At 73.1% G+C, this 15,788-nt stretch carries 13 protein-coding genes and 1 pseudogene; 8 read left to right on the top strand and 6 right to left on the bottom strand.

From position 1 onward, the window contains the following. The 3 genes from M8J73_RS29735 to tesB all read left to right on the top strand — a co-directional run. On the top strand, positions 1 to 150 hold a 150-nt coding region (locus M8J73_RS29735), incomplete at its 5' end, for a transposase (RefSeq protein WP_249829293.1). Between the two features lie 230 nt (positions 151 to 380). Next, complete coding sequence (locus tag M8J73_RS29730; protein WP_055543389.1) at positions 381 to 1,538, top strand: acyl-CoA dehydrogenase family protein; 1,158 nt, start codon at positions 381 to 383, stop codon at positions 1,536 to 1,538. Between the two features lie 35 nt (positions 1,539 to 1,573). Beyond that, complete coding sequence (gene tesB, locus M8J73_RS29725; protein ID WP_055543390.1) at positions 1,574 to 2,452, top strand: acyl-CoA thioesterase II; 879 nt, start codon at positions 1,574 to 1,576, stop codon at positions 2,450 to 2,452. 450 nt (positions 2,453 to 2,902) lie between these two features. Here the strand turns inward: tesB and M8J73_RS29720 are convergent. The 3 genes and pseudogenes from M8J73_RS29720 to M8J73_RS29710 all read right to left on the bottom strand — a co-directional run. Beyond that, positions 2,903 to 3,130 (bottom strand): annotated as a pseudogene (locus M8J73_RS29720) (glycerate kinase); the annotation flags it as partial. A gap of 114 nt (positions 3,131 to 3,244) precedes the next feature. Beyond that, positions 3,245 to 4,039, bottom strand: a complete 795-nt coding sequence (locus tag M8J73_RS29715; protein ID WP_055541626.1) for a phosphatase — start codon at positions 4,037 to 4,039, stop codon at positions 3,245 to 3,247. Between the two features lie 96 nt (positions 4,040 to 4,135). After that, a complete protein-coding gene (locus tag M8J73_RS29710; RefSeq protein WP_372504038.1) occupies positions 4,136 to 5,731 on the bottom strand; it encodes a helix-turn-helix domain-containing protein in 1,596 nt (531 codons plus the stop codon). Positions 5,732 to 5,833: 102 nt separating this feature from the next. Between M8J73_RS29710 and M8J73_RS29705 the strand changes: the two genes are divergently transcribed. The 3 genes from M8J73_RS29705 to M8J73_RS29695 all read left to right on the top strand — a co-directional run bounded on the left by M8J73_RS29705 (position 5,834) and on the right by M8J73_RS29695 (position 10,091). Next, positions 5,834 to 7,297, top strand: a complete 1,464-nt coding sequence (locus tag M8J73_RS29705) for a sodium:solute symporter family protein (RefSeq protein ID WP_055538790.1) — start codon at positions 5,834 to 5,836, stop codon at positions 7,295 to 7,297. Positions 7,298 to 7,381: 84 nt separating this feature from the next. Beyond that, on the top strand, positions 7,382 to 8,365 hold the full coding sequence (gene speB / locus M8J73_RS29700) for an agmatinase (protein ID WP_055538791.1): 984 nt from the start codon (positions 7,382 to 7,384) through the stop codon (positions 8,363 to 8,365). Positions 8,366 to 8,399: 34 nt separating this feature from the next. Further along, positions 8,400 to 10,091 carry a thiamine pyrophosphate-binding protein gene (locus M8J73_RS29695; protein WP_055538792.1) on the top strand — a complete coding sequence of 564 codons (1,692 nt, stop codon included), beginning with the start codon at positions 8,400 to 8,402 and terminating at the stop codon, positions 10,089 to 10,091. A 121-nt stretch (positions 10,092 to 10,212) separates the two neighbouring features. On the opposite strand, the gene M8J73_RS29690 is transcribed toward M8J73_RS29695, so the two are convergent. Next, positions 10,213 to 11,688 (bottom strand): FG-GAP-like repeat-containing protein, encoded by a 1,476-nt coding sequence (locus M8J73_RS29690; protein WP_055538793.1) that lies wholly within the window; start codon positions 11,686 to 11,688, stop codon positions 10,213 to 10,215. Positions 11,689 to 11,802: 114 nt separating this feature from the next. Then, on the bottom strand, positions 11,803 to 12,417 hold the full coding sequence (locus M8J73_RS29685; RefSeq protein ID WP_055538794.1) for a TetR/AcrR family transcriptional regulator: 615 nt from the start codon (positions 12,415 to 12,417) through the stop codon (positions 11,803 to 11,805). A 147-nt stretch (positions 12,418 to 12,564) separates the two neighbouring features. Between M8J73_RS29685 and M8J73_RS29680 the strand changes: the two genes are divergently transcribed. Further along, positions 12,565 to 13,521 (top strand): alpha/beta fold hydrolase, encoded by a 957-nt coding sequence (locus tag M8J73_RS29680; RefSeq protein ID WP_240501275.1) that lies wholly within the window; start codon positions 12,565 to 12,567, stop codon positions 13,519 to 13,521. A gap of 45 nt (positions 13,522 to 13,566) precedes the next feature. Here M8J73_RS29680 and M8J73_RS29675 read toward each other — a convergent pair whose 3' ends face one another. Next, positions 13,567 to 14,523, bottom strand: coding sequence for a helix-turn-helix domain-containing protein (locus M8J73_RS29675; protein WP_055538795.1), 957 nt, complete (start codon positions 14,521 to 14,523; stop codon positions 13,567 to 13,569). A gap of 192 nt (positions 14,524 to 14,715) precedes the next feature. On the opposite strand from M8J73_RS29675, the gene M8J73_RS29670 reads away from it, so the two are divergent. Further along, positions 14,716 to 15,780: a saccharopine dehydrogenase family protein gene (locus M8J73_RS29670; RefSeq protein ID WP_055538796.1), complete on the top strand. Its 1,065-nt coding sequence runs from the start codon at positions 14,716 to 14,718 to the stop codon at positions 15,778 to 15,780. Positions 15,781 to 15,788: the final 8 nt, after the last annotated feature.

Raw genomic sequence — 15,788 nt, 5'->3', positions numbered from 1 at the left:
TACCGCTGGGTGGTGGAGCGCACGTTCGCCTGGCTGCACGGCTTCCGACGTCTTCGGGTGCGCTGGGAACGGCGAGCTGACATCCACGAGGCGTTCCTCAAACTCGCCTGCTGCCTCATCACCCACCGACAACTCAGCTCATTGTGTTAGCCGCTGTAAGCGTGAAAGGGCTGTTCCTCGAACGGCCACGCTGCCGGGCGAGGCGCCCGGCGTGACGAGCGTTACCCCCTTGGTTGTCTGGACGGGTGTTCGTACTCGCCGGTACGGTTGGGTCTGAGCAAGCGCTTAGCCAAGCGGAGTGTGGCCGTCGGGCCGGTTCCGCCGGCTTGCAGCCATGTGGGTGAGAGTGGCGCCGGTTCGGGCGCAGAAAGGGGTCGGCCGTGCGCCGTACGGTGTTCAACGAGGATCACGAGGCGTTCCGGGAGACCCTGCGTGCCTTCATCGAGGCCGAGGTCGTCCCCGTCTACGACGAGTGGCTGGCCGCGGGCCAGGCGCCGCGCGACTTCTACTACAAGCTCGCCGAGCTGGGCGTCTTCGGCATCCGCGTGGACGAGGAGTACGGCGGCGCCGGCATCGACTCGTACAAGTTCGAGGCCGTCCTCTACGAGGAGACCGCCCGCGCCGGCATCACCTTCGGCGGCTCCGGCGTGCACGTGCTGCTCGGCCTGCCGTACATCAAGATGCTCGCCAACGAGGAGCAGAAGAAGCGGTACCTGCCCAAGTTCGTCTCCGGCGAGGAGATGTGGGCGATCGCGATGACCGAGCCGGGCACCGGCTCCGACCTCGCGGGCATGCGCACCAGCGCCAAGCTCAGCGAGGACGGCACGCACTACGTCCTCAACGGCGCCAAGACCTTCATCACCGGCGGTGTGCACGCCGACCGCATGATCGTGTGCGCCCGCACGGCCGCCCCGACCAAGGAGGACCGCCGCCACGGCATCTCCCTGTTCGTCGTGGACACCAAGGCCGAGGGCTACTCGGTCGGCCGCAAGCTCGACAAGCTCGGCCTGAAGACCTCCGACACAGCCGAGCTGGCCTTCGTCGACGTCAAGGTCCCCGTCGAGGACCTCCTCGGCGAGGAGCACAAGGGCTTCTACTACCTCGGCCACAACCTCGCCTCCGAGCGCTGGGGCATCGCCTACGGCGCCTACGCGCAGGCCAAGGCCGCGATCCGGTTCGCCAAGCAGTACGTGCAGGAGCGCGTCGTCTTCGGCCAGCCCGTCGCCGCCTTCCAGAACACCAAGTTCGAGCTGGCCGCCTGCCAGGCCGAGGTGGACGCCGCCGAGGCCGTCGTCGACCGCGCCACGGAGGCCCTCGACGCCGGTGAGCTGACCCCGGCCGAGGCCGCCAGCGCCAAGCTGTTCACCACCGAGGTCGCACACCGCGTCATCGACCGCTGCCTCCAGCTGCACGGCGGCTACGGCTTCATGAACGAGTACCCGATCGCCCGCCTGTACGCGGACAACCGCGTCAACCGCATCTACGGCGGCACCAGCGAGATCATGAAGTCGATCATCGCGAAGGACATGGGTCTGTAAGGTCCCGGCAATTACCGTCCAGTACAACTGACCCCATGAGTCAGGCACCACTTATGGATCTCCTCGATCTGCTCGACCTGGAGCAGATCGAGGAGAACATCTTCCGCGGCCGGTCCAGGCCCGCCATCGTCCCGCGCGTCTTCGGCGGGCAGGTCGCGGCACAGGCGCTCGTCGCCGCGGGGCGGACGGTCCCCGAGGACCGGCTGCCCCACTCCCTCCACGCGTACTTCCTGCGCACCGGCGACCCGGGCGCGCCCATCGTCTACACGGTCGACCGCATGAACGACGGCCGTTCCTTCACCGCGCGCCGCGTCGTCGCCGTCCAGCACGGGCAGCCGATCTTCGCGCTGTCGGCGTCCTTCCAGCGGTGGGAGGAGGGCATGGAACACCAGGCCCCCATGCCGTCCGCGCCGGACCCGGAGACGCTGCCCACCGCCGAGGAGCGGCTCCCGGCGTACGGCCTCGACGGGGCTGTCGTCGAGAAGATGCTGGAGGCGCGGGCCGCCGTCGACCTGCGCTATGTCGACGACCCGCCCTTCGGCCGCTACGGCGAGCCCCGCGAACCCCGCTCCCAGGTGTGGTTCCGCGCCAACGGCAAGCTCGACGACGACCCCCTGCTGCACGTCGTGCTCGCGACCTACGTCTCCGACATGACGCTCCTCGACTCGATCCTGCTCGCGCACGGGCGCGGCGGCTGGGCCGTCGGCGACGTCGTCGGGGCGTCGCTGGACCACGCGATGTGGTTCCACCGGCCGTTCCGCGCCGACGAGTGGCTGCTGTACGACCAGGAGTCGCCGTCCGCGTCGGGCGGGCGCGGCCTCGGCCAGGGCCGTATCTACACCCGCGACGGCCGGCTCGCGATCTCCGTGATCCAGGAGGGCGTCGTCCGCGTCCCCCGACCGAAGACGGCCTGAGGCCCCGGGGCCGAGGACCAGGGGACCGCGGCTGCCACCGACCCCGCCCGACCGGCTCTCCGCCGGTCCCGCTCGGTCTCCCGCCGGTCGTGTCTGGCCCTTGGCCCGTCCCGTCCGGCGCCCTCGCCGGTGCCGCTCGGTCTCCCGCCGGTCGTGTCCGGCCCTTGGCCCGTCCCGTCCGGCGCCCTCGCCGGTGCCGCTCGGTCTTCCGCCGGTCGTGTCTGGCCCTTGGCGCGTCCCGTCCGGTGCCTTCGCCGGTGCCGCTCGGTCTTCCGCCGGTCGTGTCTGGCCCTTGGCGCGTCCCGTCCGGTGCCTTCGCCGGTCGGGCTCGGCCCCCGGCCGGTCCCCCTTGGTCCCCCACCGGTCGGGCTCGGCCCCCTGCCGGTCCCCCTTGGTCCCCCCACCGGTCCCGCACGGCCCCCTGCCGGTCTCGTCGGGCCCTTCGCCCGTCGTCACCAGGTCGCGCAGTCCGCCGTCGCCCGGCCCGACGGGCTCGCCCGCCGCGTCCAGGAAGCGCGCGCCCAGGGCGGCGAGCATGCCCGCGCCGCCGTCCGTCGTGGCGCTGCCACCCACCCCGAACACGATCGTGCGGGCGCCCGAGTCGAGCGCGGCGCGCAACAGCTCTCCGGAGTCGTACGTGGAGGCGGTGAGCGGCGCGAAGACCCCCGCGGGCAGCCGTCCCGTCCGGCGCCTTCGCCGGTCCCGCTCGGGCCCCGGCCGGTCCCGACCGGCCCCCCGCCCGTCCCGTCCGGCGCCTTCGGCGGTTTCGGTCGGCTCTTCGCCCGGAGGGCCCTAGCTCTCCTTCAGGCCCGCCTGTTCCAGCAGGTACGCCGTCATCGGGTCGTAGTAGCGCGGGCTGAGTACGTGGTCGTCGAGGGGGACCGCGACCTGGAGGGTGCCCTCGGACTCGCCCAGGAAGAGGGCCGGGTCGTTGGAGTCCGCGTAGCCGACGGAGTCGATGCCGAGCTGGCCCGCGCAGCCCGCCCAGCCGTGGTCGGCGACCACCAGGTCGGGCAGCGGCCGGCCGGCGCCCTCCAGACCGCGCAGGATCGCCCGCATCGGCTCGGGCGAGTGGGTGTGCCAGAGCGTGGCGCCGTGCTCCAGGACGGCCACGTCCGCGAACTGCATCACGTAGCCCTCGTCCGTCTGGAGCCCGTCCGGGATCACGACGATCTCGCAGCCCGCCGCGCGCAGCGCCCGCGCCGTCTCGTGGTGCACGTGCAGCAGACCGCCGGGGTGGCCGGTGGCGAATAGCACGCGCTGCCCGCCCTCCGCCGCCTTGCGCAGCCGGGCCGCCATGCGCTCCAGCGCGTCGACCGTCAGATCGGGGTCGATGGTGTCCTGGCCGTAGCGGTACCCGGGGTCGTCGTTCACGCCGACGCGCTCGGCCATCACGGCCAGGACGTCCTGCTCGTCGCTCCAGCGGTCGCCGAGCTCCAGCCCGAGCCAGTAGTGGCGGTTGCCGTTGGCCAGTTCGCGGTAGTGGGAGAGGTTGTTCTCGCGCGGCGTGGCGACGTCGCCCGCGATACGCGTCCTTACGAGGTGTTCGACGAGCTCGGCGCGGCTGGGGGTCCCGGGTATCGGCATGCGTCCATTGTGAGGCAGACAACTGCGGGAGTCGCGGGCGTACCGCCCGCTGCGACCCGCGTCACTCTCCGTCGGCCGGTCGTTCGCCCCGCGGGTTCACTCCTGGCGCAGCGCGAACCACAACTCCATCCGTACGTCCGGGTCGTCCAGGTCCGCCCCCAGCAACGCGGCGCAGCGGCTCACCCGTTGGCGGACCGTGTTGCGGTGCACGGCCAGCGCGACGGCCGTACGGTCCCAACTCCCGTGCAGCGAAAGCCAGGTCCGCAGGGTCTCCACGAGCGCCGGGGAGCCGGCGAGCGGCGCCAGCAGGGTGCGGGCGTGGGCGGTGGCGTCCTCCGCCGGCACGAGATCGGCGAGGGCGGTACGGGACCCGTGCCGCACCAGTGCCGTCCGGGTGGCCCGCGCCCGGGCCAGCGCGCGGGCGGCCTGCGCGTCCGCGGAGGGCCATGCCTCCGGCCCCGCCGGCGCGCTCACCCCGCACGTCCAGCCCGGCTGGGCGATGACCTCGCGGCCGGCGGGGAGCAGGACCCGTACGACGTCGCCGTGCGCGTCCACCAGCGCGGAGCCGAGGGCCGCGCCGAGCGCGGCGGCCGTCAGGGGGTCGGGTGAGGACGCGTCGTCGGTGGGGCGGGCGTGCACGACCAGCCACGCGTCGGCGCCGCCCAGCAGGGGCGCGACGTCCTGCGGGTCCGAGCCGAGCAACAGCCGCACCAGGGCGGAGACGCGGGCCGCGCCGGTGCCGCTCTGCTGCTCGCCGGTGAGGAGGGAGAGGAGCACGGCGGCGACGGAGGTGATCGTGTGGGTGCCGGGGTCGCGGTGGGGGGTGGCGACTGCGAGGGCGAAGCGAGGCGGCGAGCCGAGGGCGTAGGCCGTGAGGTGGGTGCCGTCGACCGTGTCCGTGGCGGACGTGGGGGCGGGTGCGGGGGTGCGCGGGGTGGGCTCGGGGGGTTGCTGTGCGCGGGCGGCCGTGGCCGCGGGCGCGTCGGGGCTTGTCGCGCCGTTCCCCGCGCCCCCGGAGGAGTGGGGGTGCACCACCGCTGTGAGGGTGCCCAGGGCTCGGGTGATCGCCTCCCCCGGGTCGCCTCCGGAGGCCGCCAGTTCCGTGCCCTCCGGGCCGTACAGCACCGCTCGGCCGCCGATGCGCTGGGCGAGTTGGCGCAGGACCGCTCGGACCGGGTCCGGGCGGGACGCTGCGGCGGCCAGGCTCTGCTGGGCCTCCGTGACGCGGCGGAGTTCGGTGTGCCTCGCCTGGGCCATCAGCTGCCACACCGCTCGGGCGACGCCGGAGAACGTCGTGCGGGGCGGGACCTCGATCAGGGGCAGCTCGTAGGTGTCGCAGGCGGCCACCAGGGCCCTCGGGACCGAGTCGTGGACCGGGGCGAGGCCGAAGCCGAGGGCGGCGCCGCCCGCCGCGACGATCCGGGAGACGTAGTCGTCGAAGTAGGTGCCGGACCCGGCGGCCTCAGGGATGTGCACGCCCGCCGTCAGCAGCAGCTCACCGCCGAGCAGATACGGATAGGGGTCGGACATCTCCGAGGTGTGCGCCCAGTGGATCACCGTGGCGCCGCCCGCCGGGCCCGCGATCTGCCGCAGCCCCAGGTCCTCGCGGGCGAGGAGGGCGGACAGGGGGACGGGAGGGGTGGGCGGTACGGCCGGGACCGCCGCGTCCGACATGATGTGCGTTCCCTCCATCAGGCACGGCTCAGATGGATGAAACGTACACTTCGCAGTCGCTTTCCGGCCACCTACTGTCGATGCACGCACCCGCCGGCGACATCGAGCTGAGGAGGCCCCGTGGCCGTCGACTATGTCGTGATCGTCGTGTATCTGGCCGGCATGCTGGCCATGGGCTGGTGGGGCATGCGCCGCGCCCGCTCCAAGAGCGAGTTCCTCGTCGCCGGCCGGCGCCTCGGCCCGGCGATGTACTCCGGGACCATGGCCGCCATCGTCCTCGGCGGCGCCTCCACCATCGGCGGCGTCGGCCTCGGCTACCAGTACGGACTCTCCGGCGCCTGGATGGTGTTCACCATCGGCCTCGGGCTCCTCGCCCTCTCCGTCTTCTTCTCGGCCCGGATCGCCCGGCTGAAGGTCTACACCGTCTCCGAGATGCTCGACCTCCGCTACGGCGGCCGCGCGGGCGTCATCTCCGGAGTCGTGATGTGGGCGTACACGCTGATGCTGGCCGTCACCTCCACCATCGCCTACGCCACGATCTTCGATGTGCTGTTCGACATGAACCGCACCCTCGCGATCGTCCTCGGCGGCTCCATCGTCGTCGCCTACTCCACGCTCGGCGGCATGTGGTCGATCACCCTGACCGACATGGTGCAGTTCGTGGTGAAGACCGTCGGCGTGCTGCTGCTCCTGCTGCCCATCGCCGTCGTCAAGGCCGGCGGGTTCGGCGCGATGCGGGACGAGCTGCCCACCTCGTACTTCGATCCGCTGGGCATCGGCGGCGAGACGATCTTCACGTACGTCCTCATCTACACCTTCGGCATGCTCATCGGGCAGGACATCTGGCAGCGCGTGTTCACCGCCCGCAGCGACCGCACCGCCAAGTGGGGCGGCACCGTCGCCGGCACCTACTGCCTGGCCTACGCCCTCGCCGGCGCCGTCATCGGCACCGCCGCCAAGGTGCTGTTCCCGAACCTCGCCAACGCCGACGACGCCTTCGCGACCATCGTCAAGGAGGAACTCCCCGTCGGTGTGCGGGGCCTGGTGCTTGCCGCCGCCCTCGCGGCCGTGATGTCCACCTCCTCCGGTGCCCTCATCGCCTGCGCGACCGTCGCCAACAACGACATCTGGTCGCGGCTGCGCGGCGCCGTCGGCCGGGCCGGGGGCGACGACCACGACGAGGTCAGGGGCAACCGGGCGTTCATCCTCCTCATGGGCATCGCCGTCATCTGCACGGCGATCGCGCTGAACAACGTCGTCGAGGCGCTGACCGTCGCCTACAACCTGCTCGTCGGCGGCCTCCTCGTGCCCATCCTCGGCGGACTGCTGTGGAAGCGCGGCACCGTGCAGGGCGCGCTCGCCTCGGTCGTGGTCGGCGGCGTCGCGGTGATCGTCCTGATGGCCACCCACGGCATCCTCGCCAACGAGCCCGTCTACTACGGCCTCCTGGCCTCCCTGGCCGCCTATCTGATCGTCTCCCTGGCCACCCCCGCCACGGACGCGGCCGTTCTCGCCGCCTGGCGCGAACGGCTGGCAGGCCGGACACCCGAACCCGCGTCCGACCCCGTCCCGGCCCCCCAGTAGAGTCGAACAAGAAGTAGCACATAAAGCCCAAAAGGCTCTGAACGATGCGCGCGCGACGAAGCGCGGGAAAGAAGGCAGTACCTCATGAGCAGCAACGACACGCCCCGCGGCCCCGTCGACTCCTCACGCGTCCCCCGGTACGCCGGGCCCGCGACCTTCGCCCGGCTGCCGCGCCTGGACGAGGTCGGCGGACGGGCCGACGTCGCGGTCGTGGGCGTGCCGTTCGACTCGGGTGTCTCCTACCGGCCGGGCGCCCGCTTCGGCGGCAACGCCATCCGTGAGGCGTCCCGGCTGCTGCGCCCCTACAACCCGGCCCAGGACGCCTCCCCGTTCGCCCTCGCCCAGGTCGCGGACGCCGGTGACATCGCCGCCAACCCGTTCAACATCAACGAGGCCGTGGAAACCGTCGAGGCGGCCGCCGACGAGCTGCTCGACAGCGGGGCCCGGCTGATGACCCTCGGCGGCGACCACACCATCGCGCTGCCACTGCTCCGCTCCGTCGCCAAGAAGCACGGCCCGGTCGCGCTGCTCCACTTCGACGCGCACCTCGACACCTGGGACACCTACTTCGGCGCCGAGTACACCCACGGCACCCCGTTCCGGCGGGCCGTGGAGGAGGGCATCCTCGACACCTCGGCCCTCTCCCACGTGGGCACCCGCGGCCCGCTGTACGGCAAGCAGGACCTCACCGACGACGAGAAGATGGGCTTCGGCATCGTCACGTCCGCCGACATCTACCGGCGCGGCGCCGACGAGGTCGCCGACCAGCTGCGCCAGCGCATCGGCGACCGCCCGCTGTACATCTCCATCGACATCGACTGCCTGGACCCGGCGCACGCGCCCGGCACCGGCACCCCGGAGGCGGGCGGCATGACCTCGCGGGAACTCCTGGAGATCCTGCGCGGCCTGGCCTCCTGCAACCTGGTCTCCGCGGACGTCGTCGAGGTGGCGCCCGCGTACGATCACGCCGAGATCACCGCGGTGGCCGCCTCGCACACGGCGTACGAACTCACCACGATCATGTCCCGCCAGATCGCCGAGGCCCGCCGGGCGAACGCGGCCGAGTGATCCGCGACAGGGACCACGAGGAGAAGGCAGCGCAGTGACCCACGACCACGACCTGGTACTCCGCCCCACGGCCGCCCAGCGGGAGGCCGCGCTGAACCCCCCGCCCGGCCGCACCGGCGGGGACCTGGTCGTGGAGACACTGGCCGGGCTCGGCGCGACCACGGTGTTCGGGCTGCCCGGCCAGCACGCCCTCGGCATGTTCGACGCCCTGCGCCGCTCCGACCTGCGGTACGTCGGCCTGCGCGTGGAGAACAACGCCGGGTTCGCGGCGGACGCGTACGGCCGGATCACCGGTGAGGCCGCCCCGCTGCTGCTGTCCACCGGCCCCGGCGCGCTGACCTCGCTGGCCGCGCTCCAGGAGGCCGCCGCGGCGTCCGCCCCCGTCCTCGCCATCAGCAGCCAGATCCCGACGGCCGGCCTGGGCGGCGGCCGCCACGGCTATCTGCACGAACTTCCCGACCAGTCGGCCTCGTTCCGGGGTGTCGTCAAGTCCGTCCACACCGTCCGTACGCAGTCGCAGATCCCGTCGGCGATCGCCGACGCCTGGGAGTCGGCGCTGACCGCCCCGCACGGTCCGGTGTGGGTGGAGATCCCGCAGGACGTGCTGCTCGCGGAGACGTTGATCCCGGTGGTGACGGGCGGCGACGCCTTCCCCGAGGAGCTTCCGCCGCGCCCCGAGCTGACGGCCGTTGCGGCCCATCTGCTGGCGACCGCCGCCCGCCCGGCGATCATCGCGGGCGGGGGAGTCGTACGGGCGGACGCGGCGGGCAAACTGCGGCAGCTGGCGGAGCGGCTGTCGGCGCCGGTCGTGACCACGTTCGGCGGCAAGGGCGCCTTCCCGTGGACCCACCCGTTGTCGCTCCAGTCGTGGCTGGAGGACCGGCACACCACGGACTTCCTGGAGGACGCGGACGTCCTGCTGGTCGTCGGCTCGGGCCTCGGTGAACTCTCCTCGAACTACCACACGTTCAAGCCGCGCGGCCGGGTCGTCCAGATCGAGGCGGACCTCGGCAAGCTGGAGTCCAACCATCCCGCGCTGGGCATCCACGCGGACGCGCGGCTCGCGTTGCAAGCGCTGCTCGAGACGATCGAGGAGCCCCGCGAGGACACGTCCGCGCCCGAGCGGGTACGGGAGGTCCTGGCGAAGGTCCGCGCACGCATCGACGGCCAGGAACTCACCCTGGAACAGGACCTGCTGGCGTCCATCCGGCGGGCCCTGCCGTCCCGTGCGCCCTCCTTCTGGGACATGACGATCCTCGCGTACTGGGCGTGGTCGGCGTTCGATCCGCGGGGCGCCAACACGATGCACTCCGCGCAGGGTTCCGGCGGTCTCGGCTACGCCTTCCCGGCGGCCCTCGGCGCGGCCGTCGCCGACCCCACGTCCCCCGTCCTCGCGGTTTCCGGCGACGGCGGCGCGCTGTACTCCATCGCCGAGCTGGCCACGGCCCGGCAGTACGACCTGAACGTCACATGGCTGATCGTCGACGACGGCGGGTACGGCATCCTCCGCGAGTACATGACGGACGCGTTCGGCGAGGCGACCGGCACGGAACTGAGCCGGCCGGACTACGTGGCGCTGGCGGAGTCGTTCGGCGTACCGGGGGTGCGCACGACCCCCGAGACCCTCGCGGAGGACCTGGCCAAGGCCCTCGCCGCACCCGGCCCGTCGGTGGTGGTGCTCCCGGCGGTGCTGCGGATGTTCGCGCCCACGCACGTACCGGCGTAGGGGGCGTGGCGGGAAGCCCACCGGCTCGGTCGGCCGGCGGGTGCGGGTGGGTGGTTCACACGACGGGACGGGCCGCCCGGAGTTCTCGCTCCGGGCGGCCCGTCCGTGTGATGTCGGCCGGTCAGCGCAGGAAGCTGCCGAACAGGGCGTTCGTGTACGGGGCCGAGAGGTCCTTCGGGCCGAAGGCCAGGGCGGACTTCGTGGTGAGGCCGGACGCGGTGCCGCGCAGGAGCCAGACGGCGCCGTTGGAGGCGTTCTCCGCGATGGAGGCGGCCGCCAGGTCGCGGTGGCCGTCGCCGTCGACGTCGAGCAGGGCGGTCGTGGCGCCGAACTGGTCGTTCGCCTCGGCCGCGCCGGGAACGCCCGCCGTGTTCTGGTGGAAGACCTGGGCGCCGGTGCCGGTGAGCCCGGCGGCGCTGCCGTGGAGCAGGGCGACCGAACCGGCGTCGGCGAGGGTGCCGACGTCCTCGCCCTCGATGCCGAGCGCGACGTCCGCGAAGCCGTCGCCCGTGACGTCGGCGACGGAGACGGCGGAGCCGACGCGGTCGCCCTCCTCCTCGGCGCCGGGGAAGCCCGGCAGGTCCTGGTCGAAGGTGTGGGTGTTCGCGTCGGTCAGGCCGGCGGCGGAGCCGTAGGCGATACGGCCCTTCCGGGACCAGTCGTCGGCGCCGACCACCAGGTCGTCGTAACCGTCGCCGTTCACGTCGCCGACGCCCGTCCCCGCGTCGCCGCCCGCGGTTTCGCCGGGCGCCTGACCGCGGGTGAAGCCGGTGGCGCCGCCGCCCATGAGCAGGCGGTTCCCCCAGGTGCCGTCGCCGGTGTAGACCCACTGGACGAGGTCGTCGCGGCCGTCGCCGTTGAAGTCGCCGACCTCGCCGGAGACCACGGGGCCGGTGATGGAGGAGGGGCCGTCCTCGCAGCCGCCGCCCGTCGCACAGGAGGCGTCCTCCTCGGAATAGCCCCACCACAGCGACTTGTCGAGGAGCGGCAGGACGGCGGTGGGCTTGCCGTCGCGCTTGATCGGGCCCTTCCACAGTGCGGCCGGGGCACCCGACGGGTCGTCGCCGCTGACCCGCTGCGCGGAGAACAGCGCCAGGTCGGTCTTGCCGTCGCCGTCGAAGTCACCGGCCTGGGGCACGGCCCCGTAGGCGATGGCCGTGCCGCCGGTCAGGCCGGACGCGGAACCCCACAGGATCACCGAGCCCTCCTTGCCACCCGCGATCACGAGGTCGCCGTAGCCGTCGCGGTCCAGGTCGGCCTTGGCGAACGAGGCGCCGAAGGACTGGTTCTGGGTGGCGGCCCCGGGGATCCCGGTGGTCGAGCGGCTGACGATCTTCTTGTTCGCCGTCGACAGCCCCTTGGCCGAGCCGTACGTCACGGCCACGTACCCGGCCTTCGTCTTGCCGGACACCGTCGCGCCCGGCGCGCCGATGACCAGGTCGGCGTAGCCGTCCCCGTTGAAGTCGTCGGCGGCCGGGACCGAGGTCGGGGCGGCCGACGCGGAGCCGGAGCCGGTCAGCACCACAGAGGCGGCCAGGGGTACGGCCAGGAGGGCGCTGCTGATCCTGCGTCGGGTGGCTCGGGGCGTTCGGGACATGGGCGGTGCCTTTCGAATCGATCGTGAGAGCTGCTGCTCAGGAAGTGCGACTCGAACAGGGGGGCGGGGGTTGTAGGTGAAAGCGGGGTTGTACGAGGGTTGGGCGTTTTTCGGTCAGGTTCGCAGACGCGCCGCGAGTCCCGCGAAGTAGCCGCGGTGCACGGCGGTCAGATCGACCTCGTCGGGGTCCAGCAGCCACAACAGGTGGGCGCCCTCGATGAACGCGGCCACCTCCGCCGCCAGGACCGCCGGGTCCAGGTCGGCGCGGGCCGTGCCGTCCGCCGCCGCCCGCGTGAACAGGGCGGTCAGATGGGCCCGCAGCGCCCGGCCCCGGTCGCGGAACCAGGTGTGCAGGGCGGAGCCCGGCTCCAGGTTCTCGGCGGTGAGGGTGGTGTGCAGGGCGGCGAGTTCGCGTTCGGCGGCGGCGGTGTGCTCGGCGTCCCGGACGAACCAGTCGAAGGCCTGGTCGAGGGTGGGCTCGGCGTCCGGGGGGACCGCCAGCCGCTCCAGGGCGCGCCGGTCCGCCTCTTCCAGGACGGCCTGGACGAGACCGTCCTTGCTGCCGAAGTGGTGGATCAGGGCGGAGGGGGTGGCGCCGGCCCGCTCGGCGATGGCGGCCACACCCGTGCCGCGCACGCCCTGCTGCGCGAACAGCTTGATCGCCGCGTCGACCATCGCGCGCCGACGTGCCACGCCCCGCTTCTGCACCTGCCCCTTGACTCCGGCCATGGGGATCAGGGTGCCGGGCGGAGGGCGGGGGCGTCCAACTCGAAAAACGGGTGCGTGGCCTGCGCCGAGTCATTATCTTGAATGACCATGCAGGAAAATGCTTCTTCGAACATGACGGGGACGGGGATCGAGAAGGTGGCTGAGAACGTGGCTGACAATGTGGCGGCGGACGCGTCGGGGAGTCCGGCCGGGGGTGCGTGCGCTTCCCTGGTCGGCCGGGAGCGGATCGTGTCCACCGACGGCGTCGAGCTGTGGGCCGAGGAGTTCGGCAGCCCCGGCGACCCCACGGTGCTGCTGGTCATGGGGGCCCAGGCGCAGGGCGTGCAGTGGAACGACGGTCTGGTGCGGCGCCTCGTCGACGGGGGCCGCCGGGTCGTCCGGTACGACCACCGCGACACCGGCCGCTCCTCCACCGTCGACTACGCGGCCCGGCCGTACACGGTCGCCGACCTGGCGTCCGACGCGCTCGCCGTCCTGGACGCGTTCGGGGTGGACCGCGCGCATCTCGTGGGCGCCTCGCTGGGTGGGATCATCGCGCAGCGGATCGCCGTCACGGCTCCGGAGCGGGTCCTGACCCTGACGAGCCTGTCGTCCCAGCCCCTCGGTACGGACACGGCGGCCGTGGTCCTGCGGGCCATGGAGGGCACGCCCCCTTCCCCTGATGAACTGCCGCCGCCCGAGCCGGAGTTGCTGGCCGCGCTCGCCTCCGCCTTCCCCGGCCCGGACACCGGTCCCGAGGAGTACCTCGCCCTCCGCCTGCCGCTGTGGCGGGTGCTGCACGGCCCGGTGCTGCCGTTCCCCGAGGAGGAGTACCGGGCGATGGAGCGGCGGGTGTACGAGCGGGCCCGCGATCTGCTCGTCGGGTTGAACCACACGCTCGCCGGGGCCGCAGGCGGCGACTCCACGGCGGACCTCGCCTCCGTCACCGCGCCGACGCTCGTGCTGCACGGCACGGAGGACCCGATGTTCCCGCCCCCGCACGCCGAGGCCACCGCCGCCGCGATCCCGGGCGCCCGCCTGGTCATGGTCGAGGGCATGGGCCACACCCTGCCCCCGGCCCTGGACACCCGCCTCGCCGACGAGATCCTGCGCCACACTTCCTGAGTGCGAGCGGGCGGCCTGGCGTGTGCGGTCCCGGCTCCGTCCGGATCAGCCCGCCGTCGCCGCCGAGCGGGCGCGGAACGTGCGGCGGTATGTGTCCGGCGGCACTCCGACCGTGCGGTTGAAGTGCCGCCGCAGGGTCGTCGCCGTACCCATGCCGGTGGCCTCCGCGACGGCGTCCACCCCGTCGTCGGTGGCCTCCAGCAACTCCTGGGCGCGCCGGATGCGTTGGGTCAGCAGCCACTGCAACGGGGTGGTGCCGGTCGCCGCGCGGAAGTGGCGGCCCAGGTGGCGGGCGCTCATGTTCGCCCTGCGCGCCAGGTCCTCCACGGTCAGCGGCTGGTCGAGGCGTTCGAGAACCCAGGGGAGCAGCGCGCCGAGCGGATGGTCGTCGCGCGCGGGCACCGGGGCCGTGACGAACTGGGCCTGCCCTCCCGCCCGGTGCGGCGGTACGACCAGTCGCCGGGCCGCGGTGTTGGCGACCGCCGAACCGTGGTCCAGGCGCACCAGATGCAGACAGAGGTCCAGCGCGGCGGCCTTGCCCGCGGACGTGAGCACGCTGCCGTTGTCCACGTACAGCACGTCCGGGTCGACCTCCACCTCCGGGTGGCGGGCGGCCAGGACATCGGTGTGGGCCCAGTGCGTGGTCGCCCGTCTGCCGTCCAGCAGGCCGGCGGCGGCCAGCACGAACGCGCCCGTGCACAGCGAGGCCACCCGTGCGCCCGCCTCGTGGGCCGCGCGCACCGCGTCGACCAGGGCGGCGGGCGGTTCCTCGTCGACGTGGGCCCAGCCGGGGACGATCACCGTGTCCGCGTGGGGGAGTCGGTCCAGCCCGTGGTCGGGTTCCATCCGGAACCGGCCGACCCGCACCGCGTCCGGTCCGCAGACCGAGACGTCGTACCAGGGGCCGGGGACGCCGTCCGGGACGGACGCGAAGATCTCGTACGCCACGGACAGTTCGAAGTGCAGCATGCCCTCGGTGACGGCCAGCGCTACGGAAACCATGTCCGGAATTGTACGGGGCATGTCGTTCCGGACACTCACCAGGAGGCCACCACCCTCGCCAGGATGGTCACAACGGAACGACGGAACGCATCACGACGGAACGACGGAACGACGGATCGACGTGATGACCGAACGCCGGTGCCAGGTGCGGCTTTTCGCGTACGGCGACGGCGACGAACGGTGGGAGAGACGATGGGTACGGCGACGGGGTCGGGGCGGCGCACGGTGGCGGTCTTCGGCGCGTACGGGCACACCGGGCGGTTCGTGGTGGCGGAGCTGCGGGCGCGCGGTTTCCACCCGGTGGCGGTGGGGCGGGACGCCGGCAAGCTGCGGGCGTTCGCGGCCGCCGAGCCGGGACCGGAGCACGGGCAGGCCCTCGACGCCCGGACGGCCTCCGTCGACGACGCGGCCTCGCTCGACCGCGCGTTGGCCGGCGCGGACGCGGTGATCAACTGCGCAGGGCCCTTCGCGGTGACCGCCGCCCCGGTGATCGAGGCGGCCCTGCGCGCCGGGATCCCGTACGTGGACGTGGCGGCCGAGATCGAGGCCAACGCCGACACCTTCGCCCACTTCACCGAACGGGCCCGTGCCGCCGGGGCGTTGATCGTGCCGGCGATGGCGTTCTACGGCGGCCTCGGCGACCTGCTCGTCACGGCGGCGATGGGGGACTGGAAGGCGGCCGACGAGGCGCACATCGCGTACGGGCTGAGCGGCTGGCACCCCACGGCCGGGACCCGCGCGGCGGGCGCCGTCTCCCGCGAGCGCAGGGACGGCCGCCGGGTGCGCTACGCGAACGGCGGGCTGGAGTACCGGGACGACGCCGCGCCCGGCCTGAAGTGGCCCTTCCCTGAGCCGATGGGCACCAGGGCCGTCATCGGCGAGTTCAGCATGGCCGACATCGTCACCGTGCCCAGCCATCTGTCCGTCCCCGACGTGACCACGTACATGACCGTCGAGGCCGCCGGTGAACTCGCGAACCCGGACACCCCGGCCCCCACCGCCACCGACGAGCAAGGGCGTTCCGCGCAGACCTTCGTCGTCGACGCCGTCGTCCGCTCCGGCGGGGTGGAGCGGCGGGCCGTGGCGCGCGGCCAGGACATCTACGCCGTCAGTGCGCCCCTCGCGGTGGAGGCGGTGGACCGCGTCCTCACGGGGCGGACCCGCAGGAAGGGTGTCGTCTCCGCCGGGGCGGCCTTCGACGCGGCCGACTTCCTGCGGGCGCTGTCGGCGCACCTCACCGTCGAACTGGTCCGGTGACCGGCTGC

Origin of the sequence: Streptomyces neyagawaensis (assembly GCF_023516595.1) — a bacterium.
GTDB lineage: Bacteria > Actinomycetota > Actinomycetes > Streptomycetales > Streptomycetaceae > Streptomyces > Streptomyces neyagawaensis.
This window is presented reverse-complemented; position numbering and strand designations above follow the sequence as displayed.

What these genes read in the sequence shown, in the direction of transcription:
- tesB (WP_055543390.1), top strand. Translation starts at nt 1,574, where the DNA reads ATGAGTCAGGCACCACTTATGGATCTCCTCGATCTGCTCGACCTGGAG.
- M8J73_RS29715 (WP_055541626.1), bottom strand. Translation starts at nt 4,039, where the DNA reads ATGCCGATACCCGGGACCCCCAGCCGCGCCGAGCTCGTCGAACACCTC.
- M8J73_RS29710 (WP_372504038.1), bottom strand. Translation starts at nt 5,731, where the DNA reads ATGGAGGGAACGCACATCATGTCGGACGCGGCGGTCCCGGCCGTACCG.
- speB (WP_055538791.1), top strand. Translation starts at nt 7,382, where the DNA reads ATGAGCAGCAACGACACGCCCCGCGGCCCCGTCGACTCCTCACGCGTC.
- M8J73_RS29690 (WP_055538793.1), bottom strand. Translation starts at nt 11,688, where the DNA reads ATGTCCCGAACGCCCCGAGCCACCCGACGCAGGATCAGCAGCGCCCTC.
- M8J73_RS29685 (WP_055538794.1), bottom strand. Translation starts at nt 12,417, where the DNA reads ATGGCCGGAGTCAAGGGGCAGGTGCAGAAGCGGGGCGTGGCACGTCGG.
- M8J73_RS29675 (WP_055538795.1), bottom strand. Translation starts at nt 14,523, where the DNA reads ATGGTTTCCGTAGCGCTGGCCGTCACCGAGGGCATGCTGCACTTCGAA.
- M8J73_RS29670 (WP_055538796.1), top strand. Translation starts at nt 14,716, where the DNA reads ATGGGTACGGCGACGGGGTCGGGGCGGCGCACGGTGGCGGTCTTCGGC.